The sequence below is a fragment of the Peribacillus sp. Hz7 genome (assembly GCF_042136355.1).
Classification (GTDB): Bacteria; Bacillota; Bacilli; order Bacillales; family DSM-1321; genus Peribacillus; species Peribacillus asahii_A.
Genome location: NZ_JBHHJV010000020.1, coordinates 23,218 through 48,533, shown reverse-complemented (window position 1 = coordinate 48,533; position 25,316 = coordinate 23,218). Strand labels below are relative to the sequence as shown.

Genomic DNA, 25,316 nt, shown 5'->3' with positions numbered 1-25,316 from the left:
TGTACTTTTACTTGATTCACCTCTGTATAAGCACAATTGCAAAATTTAATTAAACGTTTGATTAAATACTTCAACTGGAAGAATCAATTAATTAGTAGAAAACCCCGGGAAAAAGAGTAATCCTCACCTCTTTTTCCCGGGGCTTGTCTTTTCCCTTAAACACACTTCTGTGAGACTAAGTACCGCTTAACTACTTCTTCTGTTTCATCTTCTGAACTCAGTCCAAATTCATCTTTCATTGTTCGAGTAACCGCAATGATTTGGTTATCTTCTATCCCAGCCTTGATAAATGCATTGACTACGTATATAACGGTTTCACTACTTTCTTTTTTCCATACCCAGCTTGTCATTTGAATGAAACAAACCCCTCCAAATCATCAAAAGGTGATATTAATTTAAGTTAATCCACACACTCTTCACTTCCGTATAATTATCAAGCGCATAGCTTCCCATTTCTCGGCCAATTCCACTTTGTTTATATCCTCCAAAAGGAGAGGCAGCATCAAAAACGTTATAACAGTTTACCCATACCGTACCTGCTTTTAATTGATTCGCCACATAGTGAGCCTTCTTCACATCCTGTGTCCATAAACCAGCTGCTAAGCCATATTCAGAGTTGTTTGCGCGACGGATGACATCGTCTAAATCTTCAAATGGCATAGCAGACACAACCGGTCCAAAGATTTCTTCTTTCGCAATTGTCATCTCATCATTCACATCAGCAAAGATCGTTGGTTCAACAAAATATCCTTCTCCTTGACCATAAACACCACCCGCTACAACTTCTGCTCCTTCTTGTTTTCCTAATTCAATATATTTCCCTACTCGCTCTAATTGCTCCTGAGAAACTAATGGCCCGATTTGGGTAGAAGGATTAATCCCCGCCCCCTGCTTAATGTTTTTAGCATGAGCAGCTAAATCTGCAACTACATTATCATAAGATTTCTTTTGAATATAAAGACGTGAACCGGCACAGCAAACTTGGCCTTGGTTAAACATAATACCCATTAAAGCTCCAGGTATCGCTTTACTCATATCCGCATCCGGTAAAATAATATTAGGTGATTTTCCACCTAGCTCAAGAGAAATCTTTTTAACTGTTCCTGCCGCTTGGCGCATAATCATTTTTCCGACAGATGTTGAACCAGTGAACGCAATCTTATCTACGTCTGGATGATCGACAAGCGGTGCCCCAGCCGTTTCTCCAAAACCTGGTACAATATTAAGAACTCCAGCTGGGATGCCAGCTTCAAGTGCTAGTTGACCTAAATATAAAGCTGATAACGGTGTTTGCTCTGCTGGTTTTAACACAATTGTACATCCTGTAGCAAGAGCTGCTCCTAACTTCCAAGTTGCCATAAGCAGAGGAAAATTCCACGGAATAATTTGTCCTACTACACCAACTGGTTCATGACGTGTATAGTTAAAATAGTTACCTGCAACTGGAATCGTTTGTCCCATAATTTTCGTAGTCCAGCCAGCATAATAACGAATATGATCGATAGCAAGAGGTACATCCGCATTTCTTGTTTCATTAATAGGCTTCCCATTATCTAAAGTCTCTAACTGCGCTAATTCTTCTTGGTGCGCTTCCATTAAATCAGCTAATTTATAAATAAGACGACCGCGTTCAGAAGCACTCATCTTTCTCCATAGACCGTTTTCAAAAGCCTGACGAGCAGCTTTTACTGCTCTATCTACATCTTCTGGTCCTGCTTCACTCACTACAGCCAACACTTTTCCATTAGAAGGATCAAGAGTTTCAAAAGTTTGGCCTGAAGCGGCTTCTACCCATTCCCCATTAATCAAAAGCTTTTTCGTTCCCTTTAAAAACTCCTGTACACGCGGCTTGATTGATAATGTTTGTTCCATCTAAAAAATCCCCCTTAAATTAACTATGTTGGTACCGCTTACAACTATTTATATATGCAAGTCCTATGCCAAAATTAAAGACCTTTGATCTTCGCATCCCATCATTTTTAAACATATACACCTGTTCCATAATGGAACAACTTCATGTACCATCCTGGAACAGGTGTATAAATTTAGAACAGTGCACAAAAATTCTACAGTGTTCTACCATTCTGCTATAATAGTTCTTATATTTGATATTTTTCCCAGAATATTAAGCAAACTGCGAGGTGTCATTCTATGTCTATCGATCTCAACACATCTAAAGGAATAGTCCCTAATCATATTCAAGAATCATGGAAACGTTGTTATTCAAATGGACTTGACCCTGCAACAATCGATCAAGACCATATACTTGGAGAATATGAACTAACCCAATACTACGATAAATATGAGGAGCTTCTTTATTACTCCTCTTCTATTTTAGAGAACGTGCACGATTCCATTCGTGGGGCGGAATTTCTTCTATTAATTGCTACACCTGAAGGATATATCATCGATACCGTTGGAGAACCTTCTTTTATTAGGCATGCTGATAACGTCGCTTTAAGAAAAGGAGCCAATTGGCTGGAAGAATCGAAGGGAACCAATGCGATTGGTACAGCTATTGTAGAAAAAAGCTCCGTACTTGTTCACGGAAGCCAACATTTTTGGGAGAATAATCATTTTCTTACTTGTGCCGCAGCTCCCATTCTTGATTCTAAAGGACAACTTCTCGGCATTTTAAATTTAAGTAGCTATCAACAAAACTATCATCCACTCACATTAGGTTTGGTCAAAAGAACCGCTCATAGTATTGAACAAGCTCTTTTACTAGCTCATACTCAAAAGCAACCAAAAAACTTCACAAAAGATCTTGATTTTATTTATAATCATCACCCTGCCCCTCTTATTACCGTTAATAAAGAAGGCACAATTACAAGAGTGAATACGGCAGCAACCCGTACAATTGGTTATTCAGAACAAGCTGCAATTGGTAAACCGATTTCCAACATTCTAGTAGAAGTGAACCCTTTAGTACCAGAGCAAAAATTTTTGTTAAATAATCAAGTATTTACTCCCCACATTCTTACTAGTGATTATCGTGATCAGTCCTATATGCTTTTACGAGGAGAAACAAAACAACAGAATGCTGCATTAACGAATCGTTATCACTTTACCGATATTATTAGCCAAGACTCTAAAATGAATGAAATGATAGCCATTGCGAAAAAAGCAGCAATTATAGATATAAACCTTCTGATTTCTGGTGAAACAGGCACAGGGAAAGAGTTATTTGCTCAATCTATCCATGGTGCAAGCTTCAGAAGCAACCAACCCTTTATCGCCATTAACTGTAGCGCTATTCCTGAAAGTTTATTAGAAAGTGAGTTATTTGGATATGAAAAAGGGGCCTTCACAGGAGCCAAAAGCCAGGGACAAGCAGGTAAGTTTGAAGCAGCAAACGGCGGGACTCTGTTCTTAGATGAAATTGGGGATATGCCTCTGACTGCCCAAGCTGCCTTACTTCGAGTGCTGCAAGAACGTTGTATCACACGTATCGGAGGAACAACTCCTCGTCCTATTGATGTACGGATTATTGCGGCCACTCATAAAGACCTACAAAAGGAAATAGAGGCGGGACGTTTTCGTGCCGATTTATATTTTCGTCTCAATGGCTTTACGTTAAAGCTTCCCCCTCTACGCAATCGTACCGATTTGCTTTTATTAGCCGAACATATTTTATCTCAGTTACCTTTCAAAAAAGAAAATATAGAACTAACCGAAGATGCCCAAACCTTTATTACTGAATATGAATGGGCAGGGAATTTCCGACAATTACAAAATGTATTACAGCAGGCCGCCTTTCTAGCCAATGAGAGTCGTATTACGAAATCCTTGCTTCTTTCTCTTTGTCCCTCTTCAGTTGAACCAATAGAAAAAGAACAAACAAAAAGCCAAAAGATTATGAGCTTGCGAGAACATGAAATAGCTCTTATTCAGCAAGTATTGGAACAAACAAATGGAAATATTAGTCGTGCTGCTAAGCAATTGGATATTGGACGTAATACGCTTTATCGGAAAATGAAAGAGTATAATCTTATGTTGTAATATTCAAAAAGCGCCCCATTTAAGGGCGCTTAATTAATTAGCGTATTTCTTTTTCATCTCTTCTTCTTTCTCTTTAATCGATTCTTTTAGCTTTTCTCCCTCTGTTTTTAAAGTTGTGCTCAGCTCTTCATCTTTCGTTTCATAATATTCACGTATAATCTCATAGCGCTGATCGATTAAGCTGTTTACTTCTCCATATGTTTCATAGTTGATTTGTTCCTTCTTTATATTTAATGAATCGTTTAACAAAGCCCTATAAAAAAATAGAATCTCATAAAATAAACAAAGCCTCCAAGTTGGAAAGTTTAAATACTTCCATGCCTTGGAGGCTTTGTGATTTTAATTTAATTTGTAGCTTGTTCTGGTGTTTCACTTTCTTCGATTTTACGAACTGCGTCTTCACTGACATCCACTCTCTTTAGGAAGAACGCTAAAATTAACGCAACAATGTTCATGCCTAATGCTACTAAGAATGAATATTGAATACCAGCTAATAACGCTTGTTGACCTAGCAGCGTCATTGCTTGCTCCGTTGCTGTAGCTGGGTCAACACCAGCCATTAAACTTTCCGCTTCATTTGTTGTTACATGGTTCATAATCGTTACTAAAATAGCTGTACCAATTGAACCTGATACTTGTTGTGCCGTGTTGTTTATCGCTGTACCATGCGGATTTAAACGTGTCGGTAATTGGTTTAAACCGTTTGTCATAATAGGCATCATGACCATCGACATCCCAAACATACGAAGTGTATAAATCATAATAATATAGGTGTATGATGAGTCAATTTGTAGTTCTGCTAATAAATAAGTAGAAACCGCTGTAATACCTAAACCTATTAGCGCTAATAGACGAGGGCCCATTTTATCAAATAATTTCCCGGTAATCGGTGACATAATCGCCATAACAACGGCCCCTGGCAACATCATTAACCCTGAATCTAACGGTGAAATACCACGAACACTTTGTACATAAGCAGGCGTTAAGATCATCCCTGAGAACATCGCCACTGCATTAACCATCGAAATAATCGAACTTAACGTAAACATTGGATATTTATATACGTGTAAATCTAATAACGGATTCTCTAACTTTAATTGACGTATAACGAAAACGATTAACGCCACAGCACCGACAATTAAGGTTGTTACGACTAATGTATCGGTCCAACCATCTGAGCTCGCTGAACTGAACCCATATAATAAACCACCAAAACCGATTGTAGATAAAACAACCGAGAAATAGTCGATTTTAGCGTTTTTATTTGTTTCCATTACATTGTCTAACTTCCAAATCGATAATAGCAGACTAATAATAGCAAGCGGTAAAATCATTTCAAATAGTACGCGCCAATCATGATGCTCTACAATATACCCTGATAAAGTAGGTCCAATTGCAGGTGCACTAATCATGACTAAACCGAAAATCCCCATTGCTGCACCACGTTTTTCACGCGGGAAGCTAATAAGCATAACGTTCATTAATAACGGCCCCATAACAGAAGACCCTGCGGCTTGAACCATACGTCCAGCCAATAACACTGCAAAGTTTGGTGCAAAAGCAGCCATTGCTGTACCTAAGGTAAAAATCACCATCGATGTAATATATAAGCTACGGTTTGAAAAGCGTGTAATTAAAAATGCTGAAGCCGGGATTAAAATCCCACTTACAAGCATATAGCCTGTAGCAAGCCATTGAACTGTTGCATAATCCTTAATTTCTAGATCTACCATAATGGATGGCAGTGCTACGTTTAATAACGAGTTATTTAGAAATGATACAAAGGCACCAACGAATAAAACGGCAATCATCAAATAAGACGGCTTTTTCATTTGATCCATTGAATTCATATTTTCTTTCCCTCTATTTCTTTATTTAATTTTTTTGGTCACTCGAGAATTTTAAACCCTCAGTACAATTTTTTCAAGCATATTATACTAATGGTTTAAAATCATTGAGATTCAACTCGAACAACTTTATACTGAATGTATATAAAACGTTCGATGGAGGAATTATGAATAACCGTAAAAGACATGTAGCAAATGTAGCATTACGATTATTTGTTGAAAAAGGTATTCAACAAACATCGATACAAGAAATTATTGAGCAAGCAAATATATCCAAAGGAACTTTTTATAATTATTTTTCATCTAAAAACGATTGTATTGCTGAAATTTTAGAAGGATTGCGGTATGATGCCAGCCAAATCCGAATGGAAATGCAGATTGGAAAAGACGAAAAAGATCGTCAGGTTCTTATTGAACAAATCTCAATTTTAATTCAGTTGAATGAAGAGCGTAATTTAAATGCATTATTTGAAGCCATTTTAAACTCAAATGAAAAAGAACTAAAAAAATTAGTGCTGCATCACCGCATGTATGAACTGGAATGGTTAGCTAAGCGTTTTACAGAAGTGTTTGGATACCATATTGAGGAATATGCCTTTGAAGGTACCATCTTATTTTACGGGATGATGCAACATATAATGTTTACAATGCGCGTTACAAATATGCCACGCTCCATTCATCAAATTGTGGATGTTATCCTTTCTTATATGGAGCTGATTATTCCAAAAATGATTCAACAGAATAGTAAGTTACTCGATCAATCTGCCATTCATCTATTACGCGCAAATGTCGACCGACGTATTATAACAGTGGAAGAATTAATAGAACTAGCACAACATATCGAAAAAGAAGCGACTTTTACTCAAGAACAACAAGATTTATTTACCGTAATTATCTCGGAATTAAAGCAAGAACGTATTCGTAAATGTGTTCTACGACCATTACTAAAACCATTTCAACTAACATTTATGAAAACTCCTCTAGAAGCACAAGTAAATACCTTTACAAGTATGGTTTGGTATTTTTTAAAAGCATTATAAACTTTAATTGATGTAATGAAGTTTTTAATCAATAAAAGAAAAAAACTTACATAGATCGAAGAATATAAAAAAACCTCTTACCAATTTGAAAATTGATAAGAGATCTATATCGTCGAGCTAGTATAAGAATAGTTAATCGCTCATGCAACCACCGCATGTAATAAGTTCTCTTAAACCTTGTTATATCAAAGTCTTTGAGAACTTATTACATCATGCCGCTCATCTAATGTTCCATGAATTCACAGAACCCCAACCTAAAATATTATTCTAATTCAATCAATAAATCACCTGTCGAAATAGCATCGCCTGCTTGCGCGTATACTTCCTTCACAATACCATCTTTTGGTGCCTGTACGGTCGTTTCCATTTTCATTGCCTCCGTAATCAGTAAATGGTCTCCTCGCTTTACTGAGCTACCTTTTGAAACAACTACTTTCAGCACTGTACCTGGCATCGTTGCACCAATTTGATTTGGATTGCTTGGATCTGCCTTCATAGCAATACTACCATCTACTTCCATTGTTAAATCTTGAATAATTACTTCACGAGACTGACCATTGAAGTCAAAGTAAAGGACACGTGTACCATCATGCTGAGGCTCACCAATAGACACTAATTTAATAATTAATGTTTTACCTTTCTCAATTTCAACTTCAATTTCTTCTCCCAGCTTTAAGCCGTAGAAAAATGTTGGTGTATCAAGAACAGACACATCGCCAAATAAGTTGACTGTCTTCATATATTCTTCAAAAACTTTCGGATAAAGCGCATAAGCTAAAATATCCTTCTTTGTCACAGGGCCTACCATTTTTTCTTCTAAAACACTTCCTAATTGTTCGAAGTTAATATCCTCAAGAAGCTCGCCTGGACGTACCGAAATAGCTTCGCGGTCCTTCAATATAACTTTTTGTAAGGCTTCAGGGAAACCTCCATATGGCTGACCTAAATATCCTTGGAAAAATTCAATCACTGATTCAGGAAAATCAATCGTTTGTCCACGAGTCAAAACCGATTCCTCATCTAAATCATTTTGTACCATAAAGAGTGCCATATCCCCAACTACTTTAGAGGAAGGTGTCACTTTGACAATATCACCGAACAATAAATTCACGCGAGAGTACATGTGTTTCACTTCATCCCAACGGTCGCCAAGTCCAACGGCTTTCGCTTGTTGCTGTAAGTTACTATACTGTCCCCCCGGCATTTCATGAACATAAATTTCCGAATGTGGACTATTCATGCCACTTTCAAAATCTTTATAGTATTTACGCACATCTCCCCAGTAGTATGATAATTTTTCAAGTGATTCAATATCTGCACGAACTCCACGTTTAGCCCCCTTCATCGCATAGTACAGAGAATTGGCACTTGGTTGTGAGGTTAAGCCTGCCATTGAACTGAGTGTCGTATCAATAATATCGACGCCTGCTTCAATCGCTTTTGCGTACAAGTAAATCCCGTTACTGCTCGTATCATGCGTATGCAAATGAATGGGTAGATTTATTGAGTCTTTTAACTCTGAAATTAATCGATAGGCAGCTTCTGGTTTTAGAAGTCCTGCCATATCTTTAATAGCTAAAATATGCGCCCCTGTTGCTTCTAACTCTTTTGCCATGTTTTTATAATACTGCACAGAATATTTCGCGCGGGAATCATCTAAAATATCCCCTGTATAACAAATCGCAGCTTCGGCAATTTTACCTGATTGGCGCGCTGCATCAATAGCCACATCCATCCCTTTAATCCAGTTTAAGCTATCGAAAATACGGAACACATCAATGCCAGATGCAGCTGACTCTGCTATAAATTCACGAATTAAATTATCAGGATAGTTCGTATAACCCACTGCATTCGCGCCGCGTAATAGCATTTGGAATAACACATTCGGCACTTGTTCACGAAGCTTCGCTAAACGTGTCCACGGATCTTCTTTTAAGAAACGATACGCTACATCGAATGTTGCTCCGCCCCACATTTCTAGTGAGAAATAGTTATGCATCATACGCGCTGTTGCATCGGCAATTTGGAACATGTCTTGAGAACGCACACGAGTTGCCAGAAGTGATTGGTGGGCATCACGGAATGTTGTATCCGTTAAAAGTACATCCTCTTGTGCTAAAATCCACTTCACTAAGCCGGCTGCTCCTTGCGTATCTAAAATTTGCTTTGTACCAGCTGGTGGTATGATGCGTTTATCCACTTTCGGAATGCTCGGTTGTACAAAAATCGGCTTGGTTTTCTTTTCCACACCTGGGAAGCCGTTCAATGTGACATTACCGATATAGCTTAGCAGCTTCGTTCCACGGTCTTTACGCTCAGGGAAATCAAATAATTCTGGTGTTGTATCGATAAAGCTCGTATCAAATTCACCACTTAAAAACTTCTCATGTACAACAACATTATTTAAAAATGGAATATTCGTTTTGACACCACGAATACGAAACTCACGCAAGTTACGATCCATTTTGGCTGCAGCTTCTTTAAATGTCATGCCAGATGTTGAAATCTTCACAAGCAAAGAATCATAGTATGGTGTCACTACTGCACCTTGAAACCCATTCCCTGCATCTAGACGTACCCCAAAACTGCCGCTTGAACGGTACACCATGAGCTTTCCTGTATCCGGCATAAAGTTATTTGCAGGGTCTTCCGTTGTCACACGTGCTTGAATTGCAAAACCGAACATCGGAATATCCTCTTGTCTCGGAATATGAATTTCTTCGCTATGCAGACTGAAGCCATCAGCTACTTTAATTTGTGCATGAACAATATCGATGCCTGTAATCATTTCCGTAATCGTATGTTCCACTTGAATACGCGGGTTCACTTCAATAAAATAAAAATCCTCTCCTGCAACTAAAAATTCCACTGTACCCGCATTGATATATTCAATATTTTTCATCAGTCTGACCGCAGCATCACAGATTCTATGTCTTAAATCTTCTGAAATCGAATTGGATGGAGCAATCTCTACTACCTTTTGATGGCGACGTTGAATGGAGCAATCCCGCTCATACAAATGCACAATATTCCCTTCTTTGTCGCCAATTATTTGAACCTCAATATGCTTAGGCTTGATAATACATTTTTCTACATACACTTCATCTGAACCAAAAGCTGCCTTTGCTTCAGATTTAGCTCGCTCATATGCTGAAACTACGTCTTCTTTCGACTGCACCACACGCATACCGCGGCCACCGCCGCCAAGCGACGCTTTAATCATTACTGGATAGCCATATGTTTCGCCAAAGGTCATAACTTCCTCCACCGAAGCTACCGGTCCATCTGTTCCCGGAATAACCGGAATATCTGCGTTGATAGCTTGTTCACGTGCCTTGACTTTGTCACCAAACATATCTAAATGCTTTGATGTTGGCCCAATAAAGATGATCCCTTCTTCTTCACAACGACGTGCAAAATCTACATTTTCTGATAAAAAACCATATCCCGGGTGAATCGCGTCAACCCCCGCATCTTTTGCAATCTCAATAATCCCTTCAATATCTAAATAAGCATCAATTGGTTTTTTGCCGGCGCCAACTAAATACGCTTCATCTGCCTTGTAACGATGATAAGAACCACTATCTTCACGAGAATAAATAGCAACAGTCTTAATTTTTAGTTCTGTACATGCGCGGAATACTCGAATAGCAATTTCCCCACGATTAGCTACAAGAATTTTGTGAATTAACTTCAATTTACTCACTCCAATATTTGATATATCATAATCTTCTCGGCGATTTTAAACTTAAAATTACGGAATCATCCAAGCTAGTACATTACTTTGTAAAAACGTTAGAATACAAATAAATAACAACATCCACACACTATACTTTAGCGTAAAGCGGAGCAATTCAGACTCTCTACCGACGAGTCCAACAGCTGCGGCTGCTACCGCGATGGATTGTGGTGAAATCATTTTGCCTGTTACCCCGCCAGATGAGTTAGCTGCAAGTGCTAATAACGGGTCCATACCAACCGACTCAGCCGTTACTTGTTGCAACTTGGCAAATAACACGTTGGCTGAAGTATCTGAACCTGTAATAAACACACCAACCCAACCTAAGACTGGTGAGAAGAACGGGAATAGTGCACCTGTTTTTGCTAACACTAATCCAAGCGTTGTCATCATGCCCGCAACATTCGTTACATAGGCATATCCGACAACACAGCAAATTGTAATAAGCGGGTATTTAATTTCATAGATCGTTTCAATGAATATCTTACCCCAATCACGCCAAGACATTTTGAAAATAAACTTCGATACAATCGCAGCTAATAAAATAGCCGTACCTGCAGCTCCTAACAATTCTAATTTATAGAAAGCAGCTATTGGATCACCTGTAGCACCATTTATCACCTTATTATGTAAGAACGGTACTTCAGGCATAAATGTCAATGCTTGTCCTAGTACATTCACGCCTTTTAAAATGACATTTGTTCCCTCATAGTGCCCAGTTAAAGCTGTTTTAATTGTTGGAATCCCCCAGAATGAGATAAATACAGTCAAAATAATAAAAGGTGACCAAGCTTTTGCAATCGCGGCACCACTATAAGACTCTTTTGATACGGTAGAGGCAGCTGCTACTTCTCGTTCAGAAGCGAAGCGATAAATAGTTTTTGGCTGCCAAAATTTCATAAACACAGCTAGCGCAACCAATGAAACTAAAGCAGATAAAACATCTGGTAATTCAGGGCCTAAATAGTTCGAGCTTAAAAATTGTGTTGCAGCAAACGAAACGCCTGATACTAAAATAGCTGGCATTACTTCCAAAGCCTTTTTAAATCCAGTCATAATGAAAATCAAGAAAAATGGAATGAACACCGCTAACATAGGTAATTGTCGACCAACCATTTTAGAAATTTCTATTGCAGAAATACCTGTTGGTCCTTCCATTGCAGTAATCGGTACACCAATTGCACCAAATGCAACGGGTGCTGTATTGGCAATTAAACAAAGCCCCGCTGCATACAATGGATTAAAGCCAAGTCCAACTAATAACGCGGCAGAAATTGCAACAGGTGCTCCAAATCCTGCAGCTCCTTCAAGAAATGCCCCGAACGAAAAGGCAACGAGTAATGCTTGAATACGTCGGTCTTCCGTAATTGATAATACTGAATAGCGAATGATAGTAAAATTTCCTGTTTTTACAGTAATGTTGTACAGGAAAACGGACGTAACGATAATCCACCCAATCGGTACTAATCCGTAAACAGCCCCTTGAGTAGCCGACATAACAGCTGTTCCAACCGGCACTTTGAAAGCGATTACAGACAAGACTAACGAAACGAGCAATGTCGTTAAACCAGCCATATATCCTTTCATTTTTTTAATAGCTAAAGCCCAGAAAAAGTAAAGCATCGGAATGACTGCGACAATTGCCGACCAAGTCAAACTGTCACCAACAGCCGTAAAATTTTGTGTGAATATCAAAGCCCCCACCCCCAATTTAATATTTGTCCCAGATAACCCCTTCAATTTCATCCGACTTTTCCTCTTAATAACAAGAGGTTAGGTCATCAGATGACCTTATGTTAGCATTATATTGACTAAATTCTTAAAATTCAATATTTTTTTATTTTCTCGAATTCTTATAACCTTAAATTTTTAACAATGAGTAAAATTCCATCCATCATGTATAATAAGGCTAGCAATGAAGCAATCGAAAGAGATAAATGAGGTGTAGACCCTTGGAATTTAAAAAAATTAAACCCAAAAAAATATATGAAGAAGTATCAGAGGTTCTGTACGAAAAAATTCGAACTGGCGAGCTGAAGCCCGGAGATCGTCTTGATTCGGTAGAGCAACTAGCTGAACAATTACAAGTAAGCAGGTCTGCCATTAGAGAAGCACTTTCAGCTTTAAAAGCCATGGGCTTAATCCAAATTAAACAAGGTTCAGGGACATTTGTAAAAAAAATCCAACCTAATCAAATGGCTTTCCCGTTATCAACAGCAATTTTAACGAATAAAAAAGATGTCTCCCACCTGTTAGAAGTACGTAAAATTATTGAAGTGGGTGCTGCTGCTAGTGCCGCAATTCACCGAACGGAAGAAGACATACAAGCAATGATGCAAATTTTAGATGAGATGAAACGAGTACAAGGTCATGGAGAATTAGGAGAAAAAGTGGATTTCCAGTTCCATTCAGCTATCTCTGCAGCATCTCAAAATCCATTACTGGCGACTTTATTAGATCAAGTATCTGGGTTAATGATTGAAACAATGAAGGAAACGCGACGTATTTGGCTGTTTTCAAAAAAAACGACGAGCGAAAAATTATATGATGAACATATGCAAATTTTCCTTGCTATTAAACAGCAAAACGAAGAGCAAGCAAAGCAAGCAATGTTTTCACATCTTAGTAATGTAGAAGAAATTCTAATGCAATATTTTGAATTAACAGAAGCAATCAAGTAATATAAGCTGCCTATTTTTCAGATAGGCAAGCTTTTATTTTTAGAAAATTCAATATTAATACTTCCATAAATCCAAAAAGTTGTAGTATTATAAAAATCAATATCTTCACCACAAGTCATCAGATGACCTGTTGATTGGTTGTTTTTAAGGAAATAGAAATAAAAAAGGAGCAATAGATATGAAAGTAACCCTTTTTGCGACTTGTTTAGTCGATATGTTTCAAGGAGATGTAGGAAAAGCAGCGGTTGAAGTATTAGAAAGGCTTGGATGCGACATCGACTTTCCAGAAAGTCAAATTTGCTGTGGCCAACCAGCTTACAATAGCGGCTACGTGGAAGAATCAAAAAATGCAATGAAAAAAATGATTACAGCTTTCAAACATGCAGAATATGTCGTTTCACCATCTGGGTCATGTGCATATATGTTTAAAGAATATCCTGAAGTGTTTAAAGGCGACCCTGTTTGGGGGCCAAAAGCAAAAGCATTAGCAGATAAAACATATGAATTCACCGAATTTATTGTAAATGTTTTAAAAGTAGAAGATGTGGGTGCACATTTAGAAGGCAAGGCAACTTACCATACTTCTTGCCATATGACGAGATTGCTCGGTGTGAAAGAAGCACCAATGAAATTATTACGTCATGTGAAAGGCTTACAGTACGTGGAACTTCCAGGAAAAGATCGATGCTGTGGATTCGGCGGTACATTCTCAGTAAAAATGGGGAATATTTCGGGTCAAATGGTCGACGAAAAAGTACTCAATACAGAAGAAATCGAAGCAGATATTTTAATCGGTGCAGATGCCGGCTGTTTAATCAATATTGGCGGACGTATTGAACGACAAGGCAAACCCATTAAAGTCATGCATATTGCAGAAGTTCTCAACTGCCGCTAGATAACAAATCAAGCATTTCCAAGGAGGGATAACGTATGGCAATGAAAACAAGCGATGATACGTTTAAAAAGCGGGTCACAAAAGAATTAACAAATACGTTTATGCGCGGTGCTGTTTCAAGTGCACAAGAACGATTCCAAACACGCCGCCTAAAGCAAGCGGACGAACTGGGTCATTGGGAAGAATGGCGCTCGCACGGTGAAGAAATTCGACAGCATGTACTTGAAAACTTAGATTATTACTTATACGAATTAAGCGAAAATGTCTCAAAAAGGGGCGGCCATGTCTACTTCGCTCAAACAGCAGAAGAAGCAACGGCCTATATTCAAAACATCGCTAAAGAAAAAAATGCGGCAAAAGTCGTTAAATCAAAATCAATGGTAACCGAAGAAATCAATTTAAACGCGGCGCTAGAGCAACTAGGTTGTGAAGTGATTGAAACAGACCTTGGAGAATACATTTTGCAAGTAGACGACCACGAACCTCCCTCTCATATCGTCGTTCCTGCATTGCATAAAAACAAAGAACAAATTCGCGATGTATTTAAAGAAAAGCAAGGCTACAACAAAACGGAAAAACCAGAAGAACTGGCGCTTTATGTACGCGAAAAATTACGTAATGAATACTTAACAGCAGATATCGGCATTACAGGCTGTAACTTCGCCATCGCTGAAAGCGGCTCCATTACTTTAGTAACAAACGAAGGTAATGCTGATTTAGTAACAGCATTACCGAAAACACAAATTACAGTAATGGGAATGGAAAGAATCGTTCCGACCTTTGAAGAAATGGAAGTATTGGTCAGCTTATTGACAAGAAGTGCAGTCGGTCAAAAACTAACAAGTTATATTACGACGTTAACAGGTGTGAAAGATGAGGATGATACGGATGGACCAGAAGAATTCCATTTAGTCATTGTCGATAACGGACGCTCAGACATTCTAGGCGGTGAATTCCAACCAATTCTACAATGTATTCGCTGTGCAGCATGTGTCAACGCTTGCCCTGTATACCGTCATGTTGGTGGTCATACGTATGGCTCAATTTACTCAGGCCCTGTCGGTGTCGTGCTATCACCATTATTGGGGGGCTACGAAGACTTCAAGGAGTTACCATACGCCTCAACATTATGCGGTGCCTGTACGGATGCTTGTCCAGTGAAAATCCCACTGCATCAACTGATTCATAAGCATCGCCAAGTTATTGTTGAAAATGAAGGAAAAGCTCCTGTTTCAGAAAAGCTATTAATGAAAGCGTTCGGTTTTGGTGCCTCTTCCCCAACCTTATATAATATGGCGAAGAAAATGGCGTCACCAGTAATGTCACCATTTACAAAAGATAATAAAATCTCAAACGGCCCAGGCCCATTAAAAGCTTGGACAGAAGCAAGAGATTTCCCAGCGCCAAACAAAGAAAATTTCCGAGACTGGTTCAAAAATCGTCCAAAAGGAGGCCAATAATCATGAGCGGTATCATCCACAACCGAAATGCATTTTTAAATAAACTTGCCAATCAACTTGGTCGCCCACCGAAAACACACATTGAACGCCCCGTCTGGAGATATCAACCACAAAACCGCGTACTAAGAGATGCAACAAAAGACGAATTAGTTGCTGTATTACAAGAGCAATGCAAAAATATTAACACAAATATTGTCATTACCAATACAGCAAATCTTACGGATGCACTCCAAACAGTAGTCGAAAGCTACGGCGGCCATTCAGTTGTAACGTGGAAAGACGAGCGTTTTATTCAATATGGACTATCCGATTTAATGAATGAACAATGGCCGCAAGCAGGCATCAATGTGTACGCGTGGAACTCTGAACAGCCAGAAGAAAACATACGACAAGCCGAAAAAGCAAACATCGGCATCACCATTAGCGAAATTACATTAGCTGAATCAGGAACAGCCGTACTATTTAGCAACAAAGACAGAGGAAGAACGATCAGCTTTTTACCTGAAAAGTCGATTATTTTGATTCCAAAAAGTACAATTGTTCCACGCATGACACAAGCAGCACGATGGATTCGGGAAAAAATTCAAAATGACGAAAAAATCGCTTCATGCATCAATTTCATCACAGGACCAAGCAACTCTGCGGATATTGAAATGATTCCAGTAGTTGGCGTACATGGACCAATTAAAGCCACTTATATTGTCATTGAGGATCAGTAAAAAACAAAAAAACAGCCATGCACGTACTAGGTGACGTTCATGCCTGTTTTTTTGTTCGATTAATGATTCCGTATTTCGGCTTATTTTTTTCATTTAATCAATCGTTTGATTAAATATTAAGATATGCCATAATAAAGATTTTTCCATCACATTAGTTTAATACAATTGTTCTTCGATTGTACGCGCCGCATTCGTTACAAGCGAAATTAAATGTTGTTCTTCAAAATCTTTATAACGTACATCCGGAATAACGATAGTCACCGATGCAATAGCATGGCCTGCAGGTGTTAAGATTGGCGCAGCAACTGAATGCGCCCCCTTAACCCGCTCGCTGTAACTAATTGCAAAACCCTGCTGTTTGATAACCTCTAGACTATCTTCTAACGCCTCCTTCGACAGAAGCGTATTTTCCGTAATCGGGTTAAAGACGACACTAGCCATATATCGCTCGAACTGCTCCTTCGGTAAAAATGCAAGTAAAACTTTGGCTGAAGCACCTGCATATAAAGGTGCTGTATCCCCAACATAGGCTTTGGCTGCCAGCGGATACTTGCTCGCCAAATTGTAAATACAACGTCGTTCATCACCGTCCACAACACTCAGTGACACACTTTCACCAATTTCTTCATTTAATGTCTTTAAAATTGACTCAGCGGCTGTCACTATACTTGACTCTTCTTCAACAAGCCGACCTAAATACATAAGTGATAGGCCTAACTGATATTGTTTTGTACGCTCATCCTTATGTAAAAACCCTTCGTATACTAGCGTGGAAACAAATCGTTGCAAACTCGAAATGCTAATGCCTGTCTTTTTATTTAACTCTGTTAGCGAAAGACGAGGTTCCTCCCGTGTAAATGCCTTTAATACCTTAATGGCCTTGTGAAGTGACTGCATTGTATAGTTTTTATTAAAAGTCTCCTGATCCATCTCATCACCTCATTTAATAAAGCAAGTCTCCCTTTATCGTACCAAAAACGGCGGTGAATGGGGGAATATAATTTATACCACGTTGAGGCCTCCTCTCACCTAGGAGAGGGGCCTATTGATGGAAGTTTTCTCTTTATGCTCTTTTGGATAAAAGGAGCTGATCTGTGTGCTCTCCTAAAATTGGCGGTGCACCTTGATAAGCTATATTTAGTCCCGAGCGTTGCATTGGATTTTTGACAAACTTCACCTTCCCATACTGCGGGTGCTCTATTTCACCAATTAAATCACGTGCTATGACCTGTGGCTGGGTCAACGCTTCTTCAATTGTATTCACACATCCACCTGGGATTTTATAGTGTCGCAGCTTCTCAACCCATTCTTCACGTGTTCGTGTTACCATAATGTCGCTAATTTGTCTAACGAGTTCTTCTTCATTTTCTTTACGACTTGTATTTGATTTATAACGTGGATCATTTATCCACTCTTCATGCCCGAGCATCACACAAAGCTTTTCGAACTGACGGTCATTTCCTGCACATACCATCAGAGGGCCATCTGCGCACTGAAATACTTGATAAGGTGCTACATTATTATGGCTATTACCTAAGCGCTTCGATACCATCCCTGCATTCAAATAAGCACTAGCCACATTAGCAAGACTACTAATCTGTACATCAAGCAGCGCAAGATCAATAAATTGCCCTTGATTCGTTAAATCACGCATGCGTAATGCACTTAGTACACTAATAGCTACATAATGTGATGTTAAAATATCTGCAATCGGAATACCCACTTTGGTCGGCTCTCCATCAATTGGACCTGTTACATCCATTAAACCACTCATCGCCTGTACGACAGGATCGAAGCCTGGCTCATAGGCAAGCGGCCCTGTTTGTCCAAAGCCCGTTACCGCACAATGAATAAGACGTGGATTGATTTCCTTCAACACATCATAATCAAGCCCCATCTTCTTCATATCACCTGTTTTAAAATTTTCAAGAACAATATCTGCGTCCTTAACAAGTTCTTTAAATTCAGTGCGCCCACTCTCTGTCTTTAAATCTAGCGTAATTGATTTTTTATTGCGATTGGCGCATAAATAATAGGTGCTTTGCCCTTCAATAAAAGGACCCCAATCACGCATACTATCAGAGCCTTCCGGATGTTCAATCCGAATCACCTCGGCCCCTAAATCCCCTAGTATCATGGAACCTGCAGGAGCTGCATATACACGGGATAAATCTAGCACTCGAATATTTTCTAGTGGTTGTATCATCACTTTCACCCTTATCGATTATTTTCCTGTACTGTTAATTGTCCTGAGGTATTCACTTTCTCACCTTTTATTCCAATTGGAATATCTTTCACTTTCCATAAGAACTGCCTAGCACAGACAACGCCAACTACAGCTAGTGCAATTCATAGGCATGCCGTCATTCCCTTTACTTAAGACGTTATTAAACAATATTATTGATAATACGAGTTTTGGCTCATTTATGTGAAACTGAAGTTTACAAAAATGAGCCAAAAATCAATAGTTTCCTAATATAGAGTCCTACTTAAAAACAGCTTTGCGTTTCTCTACAACTGCAGCCACGCCTTCTTTATAATCATCTAACTCAGTTACAATCGCCATTGCAGATGAAATATAATCAAGGGATGATCGTAAATCCATCTTTTGACTTTGATACACGGCACGCTTAATAAACTGAAGCGTTGTTGTCGGTCCATTTGCTAGCTTCGTTACATAGTCTAATGTGAATTGCTCTAATTCGTGATCTGGAACAACAAACGTAACAAGGCCTTTTTCCTTCGCTTCTGCTGCCGTTAAGACACGTGCTGTCCAAAGCATATCAAGCGCTTGATCAATCCCAACAAGCTTCGGTAAATAATAGGCCCCGCCATCTCCTGGTACAATCCCTACATTAATGTAACTTTCAGAAAACTTAGCTGATTCAGCGACAATTCGAATATCACACATTAAGGCCATATCAAGCCCTGCTCCAAATGCAAAACCGTTCACTTGAGCAATCACCGGCTTATCAATTTCCTCTAGTAAAAGCGGGATACGTTGTACGCGTTTCCATAAGGAGTTTTTACGTGCTAAACCTGTAGAAGTAATATCTGTTTCGCTTTCAAAAAATCCTTTACCAGAAGTCATCGCCTTTACGTCGCCGCCTGCACAAAATGCTTTACCATTCCCTTTGACAATAACAGCGCGAATATCATCGGAATCTCGGACTGTTTCAAGGGCACGAATCCAGTTTAAGATCATTTCTTCACTAAATGCATTCATCTGATTAGGTCGATTTAACGTAATCGTTGCAATGTGGTCCTTTACTTCAAATAATAAATCAGCCATTCTATTTCCCTCCTTATAATTGAAAGACTTTCTCTGTCTTTGTTAAATATCCCCATAAACTATCATCTTGTACTTCCATTAAACGATTCGCCAGTTGCTTCGTCCAATAAGCCTCTCCTGCACCTTCTTCACGCCAAGACCAAAGTCTGCGAGTATATTGATGTAAGCTATGTTCATGGGTTACACCGATGGCAGCATGTACTTGGTGTGCAGATGTTGCAACGATTTTTGCTGCTTCCTCTATACGAATTCGCGTATAAGCCACTTCATTTTGTAAACATTTTCGAGTAATAGCAGCAATCATATTATCTATTGCTGAGCTTGTAATAACAGCCTCACCTGCTAAGTTTGCTAAATGTTGCTGTACTAATTGGAAGCGATGAATAGGACGACCAAACTGTTCACGCTCTTTTGTATAACGCACGGTTAACTCATAGGCTTTGTCAATCGCACCAGACATCGCAGCCGATTTTGCAGCAGATTCAAGGGCAATAAAGTACTCTAACTGCTCATTTGTAATCTTTGTTTGTTGCTGGACAGGTGCATGGACTAATGTCACGGTATCACGCGGTTCGCATGCTAGATTCATATTCGGAGAAATAGCTGCATCTTTCAGTGATACTTGAACAAGTTCAAGTCCCGATGTACCAGTAGCAACAACGACTAATTCATCGACATACCTTGCCCATGGAACATTAACGATCGTTCCTGATACTGTTCCATTGTCAATGGATACGTTCAGTTGTTCTTCAACCGCATAAGTGGCTTTTTCCTGAGTAACGTTAAGCCCAGTCTTTTCTAGTAGAACGTTGGCAAATGTCGTTTCTACAAACGGAATTGGTACAGCATATTTCCCAATTAAACGATATAAATTTAGTAAATCGTCTAAATCACCACCTGCACCTCCGTTTTCTTCTGATACAGCTACCGCCAGCATTTCATTATCCTGAAGAACTTGCCAGACATCCTCAGCCCATTTCCCCTCTTCTACTACATCCACTTTTTCCTTGTCCACTTTATCTTTAAAAATCTTCTCGACAACATTTACAATCATTTCTTTCATTTCGCTCATTGTCCAACAACCCCTTTCGCTACCATGCCATATAGCACTTCTGATGTACCACCGCGAATTGTAAAGCCTGGTGCGTGTAATGTTGACTCAGCCATAAAACGATCAATTCTGCGCTCAGCCTCAAGGCGTGGATATGTACGCACGAGTAGGCGTGTAATCTCAGGAATGCTTTGCTCAAACTTCGTACCTATACTTTTGACAAGTGCTGCAGGAATGGCGACCTCTCCACCCTCTTCAAGAACCTTCGCAACCCCGATAGATAAGTTACGCAGTCCCCATAGGCGAGAAAGTACTTTTGCCGCCTCCTTCATACCGACTGCATCACCTTGTCTTTTCAGCTCGGCGATTAACTCATCAAGTAATGGGAACGTACTTAAAATACGCTCTGGGCCGCTTCGTTCAAATGCTAGTTCAGCCAACCCTTGTTTCCATCCATTCCCAAGAGTACCTACAACCATATTATCGGGAACAAAAACGTTATCAAAAAATACTTCGTTAAAATGATGCTCGCCCGTTAAATACTTAATCGGTACAATCGTAACGCCCTCTGCATGTAAATCGATAATTAACTGACTTAACCCCTCATGCTTTTTCTCACCAAGTGGCTCAGTGCGTATAAGCGTCACCGCATAGTGTGCATCATGCGCGTTGCTCGTCCACGTTTTCGAACCGTTTATAATCCAGCCGCCCTCTACCTTTTCAGCACGTGTTTTAACAGATGCTAAATCCGAGCCACTGTTTGGTTCACTTAAACCAATACCAAAATAGCATTCTCCTTTAACAATTTTCGGTAGGAAAAATTCACGCTGCTCCTCTGTACCAAAGCGCATTAAAAGCGGTCCAGTTTGTCGATCGGCAAACCAATGTGCCGCTACAGGGGCACCAACAGCTAAAAATTCCTCTGTTAAAATGTAACGGTCAATCGTACTCCGTTCCTGTCCGCCATATTTCTTAGGCCAAGTTAACCCAATCCATCCCTGTTCTCCAATCAACTTTGAAAAGGCAGGGTCACTACCACTTAACCATGAATCACATTTCGTTTTAAATGTTCCTTTCGCTAAATGCTCCTGTAAAAACGCTCGTACTTCTAAGCGAAACTGTTCTTGCTCATCAGTAAATTGAACTGTCGGTAGACTAAACATGAATATCCTCCCTTTTACCGTTAATCGGTAATTGTTATTCTATATGTGTATTATATAATGGTAAAATATTGTAAGTCAAACAATTTATTGAAAATTTAATCTTTTTATCTTTTAACAAGGCTTCGTTATCATGCTTTTAATTTTTAGCTTACTTCCGCTCTAGCTCCGCGAAGTGCCGAGAGAAGGAAAAAAAGACTTCCTTCTATTTTCAAGAAGTAGTCTTTTTTTTTGAAAAGGTCATTTATGTGATTAGTTTCATCAGATTATGAACTTAACTAGTAGTTAAATTACATCATGCTGCCCGTAAGGTGAGAGTGTGTAATATCTTTAACGCTGTATGCAAAGGGCTCAGGGTATCAAGGTTTTACTTAATCATTTATGACTGTTTTTATTTTTAGCATTGAGATTCTCAGTGAAAAGGAAACTCCCCAAAACCACTAGAAAATCTAAATTGGCTTTGGGGATTGTTTATGTTAACGGGTGGTAGCTTTGTTAAAAAGCTCTTTCAATAAACCAAACTAGACCAAATGCTAAAATAGCTACTGAAGTTCCGGGAATTACCCATTTTACAGGTTTAAATGTTAATCTCTTTAACCATAGTAGGATAGGAAATACTAATGAAACAATGATCAGTTGTCCGATTTCAATACCGATATTGAAAGATAATAGTGAGATGGCTAAGTGACTTCCTTCTAAGCGCATTTCCGATAGAATTCCTGCAAAGCCGAATCCATGGATAAGCCCAAAACCGAAGGCAAGCCAGGATTGATGTTTCGACTCAGGATTAAAAATATTTATAAGTGCTACGTAAATAATACTCAAGGCAATAGCTGATTCTACAAACCTGCTAGGTAACTGTACAATCTCTAAAGTCGCCAGGATTAAAGTAATACTATGTGCGACTGTAAAAGCAGTGACCAGGGCCAGAATGTTTTTGATGGTCTTTGCCCCAAATAATAAGCTAATGACAAACAGAATATGATCATAACCTGTGAAAATATGCTCTAAACCAAGCATTAGGAACTGTGTAGTGGCTTGAAAAAAAGAAGTTTCTCCAATTTCAAGCTCTCTTGATTCGTATGTAAGAATCGCCTCTTGTTGTTTTCCATCTAATTTAATTGTTGCATAATTGGCATGACTTGGATCAGAGTCATCTAAGAACATATTATAATCTAAAATTAATTTTTGAGGTTTTTGTTCCAGCTTGTAATTCAGGTTAATCACTGCAAACTGACGGTCATCTATCATTTCGACGTCCGATTTCTCTATAGTGCCCTCCATCTTTACACTATCTACATAAAGCTCAATATGAGAATTGATATAATCTTGAACCGCTTTCGTGTCAAAATATTGCTTTTCAGTCATTTCTTTATTCATTGAATGCCCTAATTCTGTAAGATCCAGCTTTAGTTCATAATCGAGATTATTCCCATTCACTTCAATAAGAGAATACCCTTCACTGTTATTGGTGTGGGCATATGCAGAGGGAGATTGTATAGAGGTTATCGAAATGATAAGCATCATTAATAAAAAAAGCTTTTTCATAGAATTCACTCCATTTTTCATTTGTTACTTTCTTGTTGTTGAAAAAATAATGAAAAACGAGGAGACTTAAATCTCCCCGCCCTATTAATTTCAAAGACTTACTTTGCAGTCTTGATAAATACTGGGTTAGAGTAGAACCAAAGGTCAGTCCATGGATCTTCGCCACGCGGGTCAATTTTCGGTTCTGTTTGTTGAGTATTTGTCCCACGTAAGCGGATATAACTGTCTTCATCCACATTTTTTAACGTATGAGTAATCTCAATGTATTCACCATCTTGTTTCCAATCTTTTTTGGTAAACGTTTTAACGACTTTCGTTGTCGAGTTTGTTGCTGTTGAACGATCTTCAACTTTTCCAGTAACTTCTCCCATAATTAAGTCTACATGGTCAACCTTTGGTGTATCTCCATTGGAATTTGCAGCGTTTGGATCTTTCATACGAATCGTTACCGTTATATCCTTAGATTTTCCTGGCAATGTAAGAGTTTCACCAATTGTAGCTGAGTTTCCTTTCGATTTTGCAAACCAAGGTGATTTGCCTCCAGCTTGAACTTTCACATCCAGCTCAGAAATTAGATCGCCGGTTGTAACGAAAACATTCCCTTTACGAATGCTCTCCATAATATCATCGTAGTCTTTCTCTGCTCTGACATAGGTTTTAGAATATTCACCAGGCCAGAAGTCGCCGCCGCCATCACGCCAGTTAACATGTGAGTCCGAGGTAGCTGTAATCCACCAATGTCTTCCTTCACCAAGCATAGAATCCCATAGTCCGCCAACCTTTGCCGCCATTTGGTCAAATCCACCCATTGTTGGGTAGTTGCCATATGATCCACGAGCGCCATTAGGGTCTTGAGAACCATCTTTATTTATAGCATTAGCCTGGTGACCAGGGGCTCCTTCCATCCCAATCGAGATATTAGGTGCGACATCATTCCAATTACGGAACTCCTGTGGTGTATCTTGTCCCCACACACCATCACCTGTTGCTGAACGTGAAGGGTGATGAGCAATATGAATCGGCTGCTCGTCATCGTCCAATTGTTTCATATAGTTAAGTGCTTCGATCATTGTAGACTCAGTATCTCTGCTGCCGTCATTTGGATAAGGTTCGCGCTTATTAAATTTGCTTTCAATATCGTAAAGAATTTGTGATTCATTATCGACTTTCGGAATCATTAATGTACTATGGTCAGCAGCAGGTGTGTCAAACTCCATCCCGTAGAATTGAAGAACTTCAGGAACAGCTTCACGAGATTTTAATAATTCAGGATAAGCTTGTTCTAGGTTAACCTTGGAATGATTAGGCCCCCCATGATCTGTTGTCATCACCCAATCAAGTCCGTACTCTTTTGCTTTTTCCGCATTTTTCACAATTGGATAAATGGCATCTCCACCTCGGATTGGTGTTGGAGGATTTGTAGAGTTGTCCCAGCCAACACTCCACTCACTATGTACGTGGTGGTCACCTGCAAGCCAGCTTGCATTCTTTTGTTTTGATTCTTCCTTTGAAGATTCATTTGCTGCTGCTTTTTGATTATTACCATCATTGATAAAAGTTTGGGTTGTAAAAGCCGTTGTAGCAAGAACCGTTGTGGCAAGCAGCGGAATTGCCTTCCTTTTAATTTTAGATCCCATCTTTTATGCCTCCTAGTAAACTATTTAACAATTTGAATTATAAGCAGTGATTATGTGCGATAAATGAATATTATATTAATTTTCCGTAAATAAGGAAAATTAGGAAAATTAAACTAGATAGAAAGACATGATATATAAAGCAATGTCTTACCAACTGGGTAGAGCTTATTAACTACTAACTTAGCAGGATTTCCCCCAATCAAATTTTATTATTCTTGATATGCGGATTTTAACAGCACAAAAAA

At 39.0% G+C, this 25,316-nt stretch carries 19 protein-coding genes; 6 read left to right on the top strand and 13 right to left on the bottom strand.

The window, feature by feature from the left end; translation table 11 throughout:
- Window positions 1–155 precede the first annotated feature (155 nt).
- Window positions 156–350: a hypothetical protein gene (locus ACE199_RS19430; protein WP_252282906.1), complete on the bottom strand. Its 195-nt coding sequence runs from the start codon at window positions 348–350 to the stop codon at window positions 156–158.
- 40 nt (window positions 351–390) lie between these two features.
- Window positions 391–1,872 (bottom strand): aldehyde dehydrogenase family protein, encoded by a 1,482-nt coding sequence (locus ACE199_RS19425; RefSeq protein WP_375351230.1) that lies wholly within the window; start codon window positions 1,870–1,872, stop codon window positions 391–393.
- 279 nt (window positions 1,873–2,151) lie between these two features.
- Here ACE199_RS19425 and ACE199_RS19420 point away from each other — a divergent pair, with 279 nt between their 5' ends.
- Window positions 2,152–4,002 (top strand): sigma-54-dependent Fis family transcriptional regulator, encoded by a 1,851-nt coding sequence (locus tag ACE199_RS19420; protein ID WP_375351229.1) that lies wholly within the window; start codon window positions 2,152–2,154, stop codon window positions 4,000–4,002.
- A gap of 33 nt (window positions 4,003–4,035) precedes the next feature.
- Here ACE199_RS19420 and ACE199_RS19415 read toward each other — a convergent pair whose 3' ends face one another.
- Window positions 4,036–4,251 carry a hypothetical protein gene (locus ACE199_RS19415; RefSeq protein ID WP_375351228.1) on the bottom strand — a complete coding sequence of 72 codons (216 nt, stop codon included), beginning with the start codon at window positions 4,249–4,251 and terminating at the stop codon, window positions 4,036–4,038.
- Between the two features lie 95 nt (window positions 4,252–4,346).
- Window positions 4,347–5,852, bottom strand: a complete 1,506-nt coding sequence (locus tag ACE199_RS19410; protein WP_375351227.1) for a DHA2 family efflux MFS transporter permease subunit — start codon at window positions 5,850–5,852, stop codon at window positions 4,347–4,349.
- A gap of 164 nt (window positions 5,853–6,016) precedes the next feature.
- Here ACE199_RS19410 and ACE199_RS19405 point away from each other — a divergent pair, with 164 nt between their 5' ends.
- Window positions 6,017–6,889: a TetR/AcrR family transcriptional regulator gene (locus ACE199_RS19405; RefSeq protein ID WP_252288637.1), complete on the top strand. Its 873-nt coding sequence runs from the start codon at window positions 6,017–6,019 to the stop codon at window positions 6,887–6,889.
- 262 nt (window positions 6,890–7,151) lie between these two features.
- Here ACE199_RS19405 and pyc read toward each other — a convergent pair whose 3' ends face one another.
- Together pyc and ACE199_RS19395 are read right to left on the bottom strand one after the other, a co-directional pair.
- Window positions 7,152–10,586 (bottom strand): pyruvate carboxylase, encoded by a 3,435-nt coding sequence (pyc, locus tag ACE199_RS19400; RefSeq protein ID WP_375351226.1) that lies wholly within the window; start codon window positions 10,584–10,586, stop codon window positions 7,152–7,154.
- Window positions 10,587–10,643: 57 nt separating this feature from the next.
- Window positions 10,644–12,320 carry an L-lactate permease gene (locus ACE199_RS19395; RefSeq protein WP_375351234.1) on the bottom strand — a complete coding sequence of 559 codons (1,677 nt, stop codon included), beginning with the start codon at window positions 12,318–12,320 and terminating at the stop codon, window positions 10,644–10,646.
- A gap of 260 nt (window positions 12,321–12,580) precedes the next feature.
- Between ACE199_RS19395 and ACE199_RS19390 the strand changes: the two genes are divergently transcribed.
- The 4 genes from ACE199_RS19390 (at window position 12,581) to ACE199_RS19375 (ending at window position 16,383) form a co-directional block, all read left to right on the top strand.
- Window positions 12,581–13,309 (top strand): FadR/GntR family transcriptional regulator, encoded by a 729-nt coding sequence (locus ACE199_RS19390; protein ID WP_375351225.1) that lies wholly within the window; start codon window positions 12,581–12,583, stop codon window positions 13,307–13,309.
- Between the two features lie 178 nt (window positions 13,310–13,487).
- A complete protein-coding gene (locus ACE199_RS19385; protein WP_375351224.1) occupies window positions 13,488–14,204 on the top strand; it encodes a (Fe-S)-binding protein in 717 nt (238 codons plus the stop codon).
- Window positions 14,205–14,239: 35 nt separating this feature from the next.
- The gene (locus tag ACE199_RS19380; protein WP_375351223.1) at window positions 14,240–15,664 is read left to right on the top strand and encodes a LutB/LldF family L-lactate oxidation iron-sulfur protein; all 1,425 of its coding nucleotides are present in this window, start codon (window positions 14,240–14,242) and stop codon (window positions 15,662–15,664) included.
- A gap of 2 nt (window positions 15,665–15,666) precedes the next feature.
- A complete protein-coding gene (locus tag ACE199_RS19375; RefSeq protein ID WP_375351222.1) occupies window positions 15,667–16,383 on the top strand; it encodes a LutC/YkgG family protein in 717 nt (238 codons plus the stop codon).
- 156 nt (window positions 16,384–16,539) lie between these two features.
- Here ACE199_RS19375 and ACE199_RS19370 read toward each other — a convergent pair whose 3' ends face one another.
- The 7 genes from ACE199_RS19370 to ACE199_RS19340 form a co-directional block, all read right to left on the bottom strand.
- Window positions 16,540–17,313 (bottom strand): IclR family transcriptional regulator, encoded by a 774-nt coding sequence (locus tag ACE199_RS19370; RefSeq protein WP_375351221.1) that lies wholly within the window; start codon window positions 17,311–17,313, stop codon window positions 16,540–16,542.
- A 133-nt stretch (window positions 17,314–17,446) separates the two neighbouring features.
- Entirely contained in the window at window positions 17,447–18,589 is a 1,143-nt protein-coding gene (locus ACE199_RS19365) for a CaiB/BaiF CoA transferase family protein (protein WP_375351220.1), read from the bottom strand.
- A 279-nt stretch (window positions 18,590–18,868) separates the two neighbouring features.
- Window positions 18,869–19,675 carry an enoyl-CoA hydratase/isomerase family protein gene (locus ACE199_RS19360; protein ID WP_252288630.1) on the bottom strand — a complete coding sequence of 269 codons (807 nt, stop codon included), beginning with the start codon at window positions 19,673–19,675 and terminating at the stop codon, window positions 18,869–18,871.
- A gap of 13 nt (window positions 19,676–19,688) precedes the next feature.
- Complete coding sequence (locus ACE199_RS19355) at window positions 19,689–20,747, bottom strand: acyl-CoA dehydrogenase family protein (RefSeq protein WP_375351219.1); 1,059 nt, start codon at window positions 20,745–20,747, stop codon at window positions 19,689–19,691.
- Window positions 20,744–21,889: an acyl-CoA dehydrogenase family protein gene (locus tag ACE199_RS19350; RefSeq protein WP_127758822.1), complete on the bottom strand. Its 1,146-nt coding sequence runs from the start codon at window positions 21,887–21,889 to the stop codon at window positions 20,744–20,746. Before ACE199_RS19350 ends, ACE199_RS19355 begins: the two co-directional genes overlap by 4 nt.
- Window positions 21,890–22,381: 492 nt before the next feature.
- Window positions 22,382–23,434: a HupE/UreJ family protein gene (locus ACE199_RS19345; RefSeq protein WP_375351218.1), complete on the bottom strand. Its 1,053-nt coding sequence runs from the start codon at window positions 23,432–23,434 to the stop codon at window positions 22,382–22,384.
- A gap of 98 nt (window positions 23,435–23,532) precedes the next feature.
- Window positions 23,533–25,071 carry a CehA/McbA family metallohydrolase domain-containing protein gene (locus ACE199_RS19340; protein WP_375351217.1) on the bottom strand — a complete coding sequence of 513 codons (1,539 nt, stop codon included), beginning with the start codon at window positions 25,069–25,071 and terminating at the stop codon, window positions 23,533–23,535.
- Window positions 25,072–25,316 lie beyond the last annotated feature (245 nt).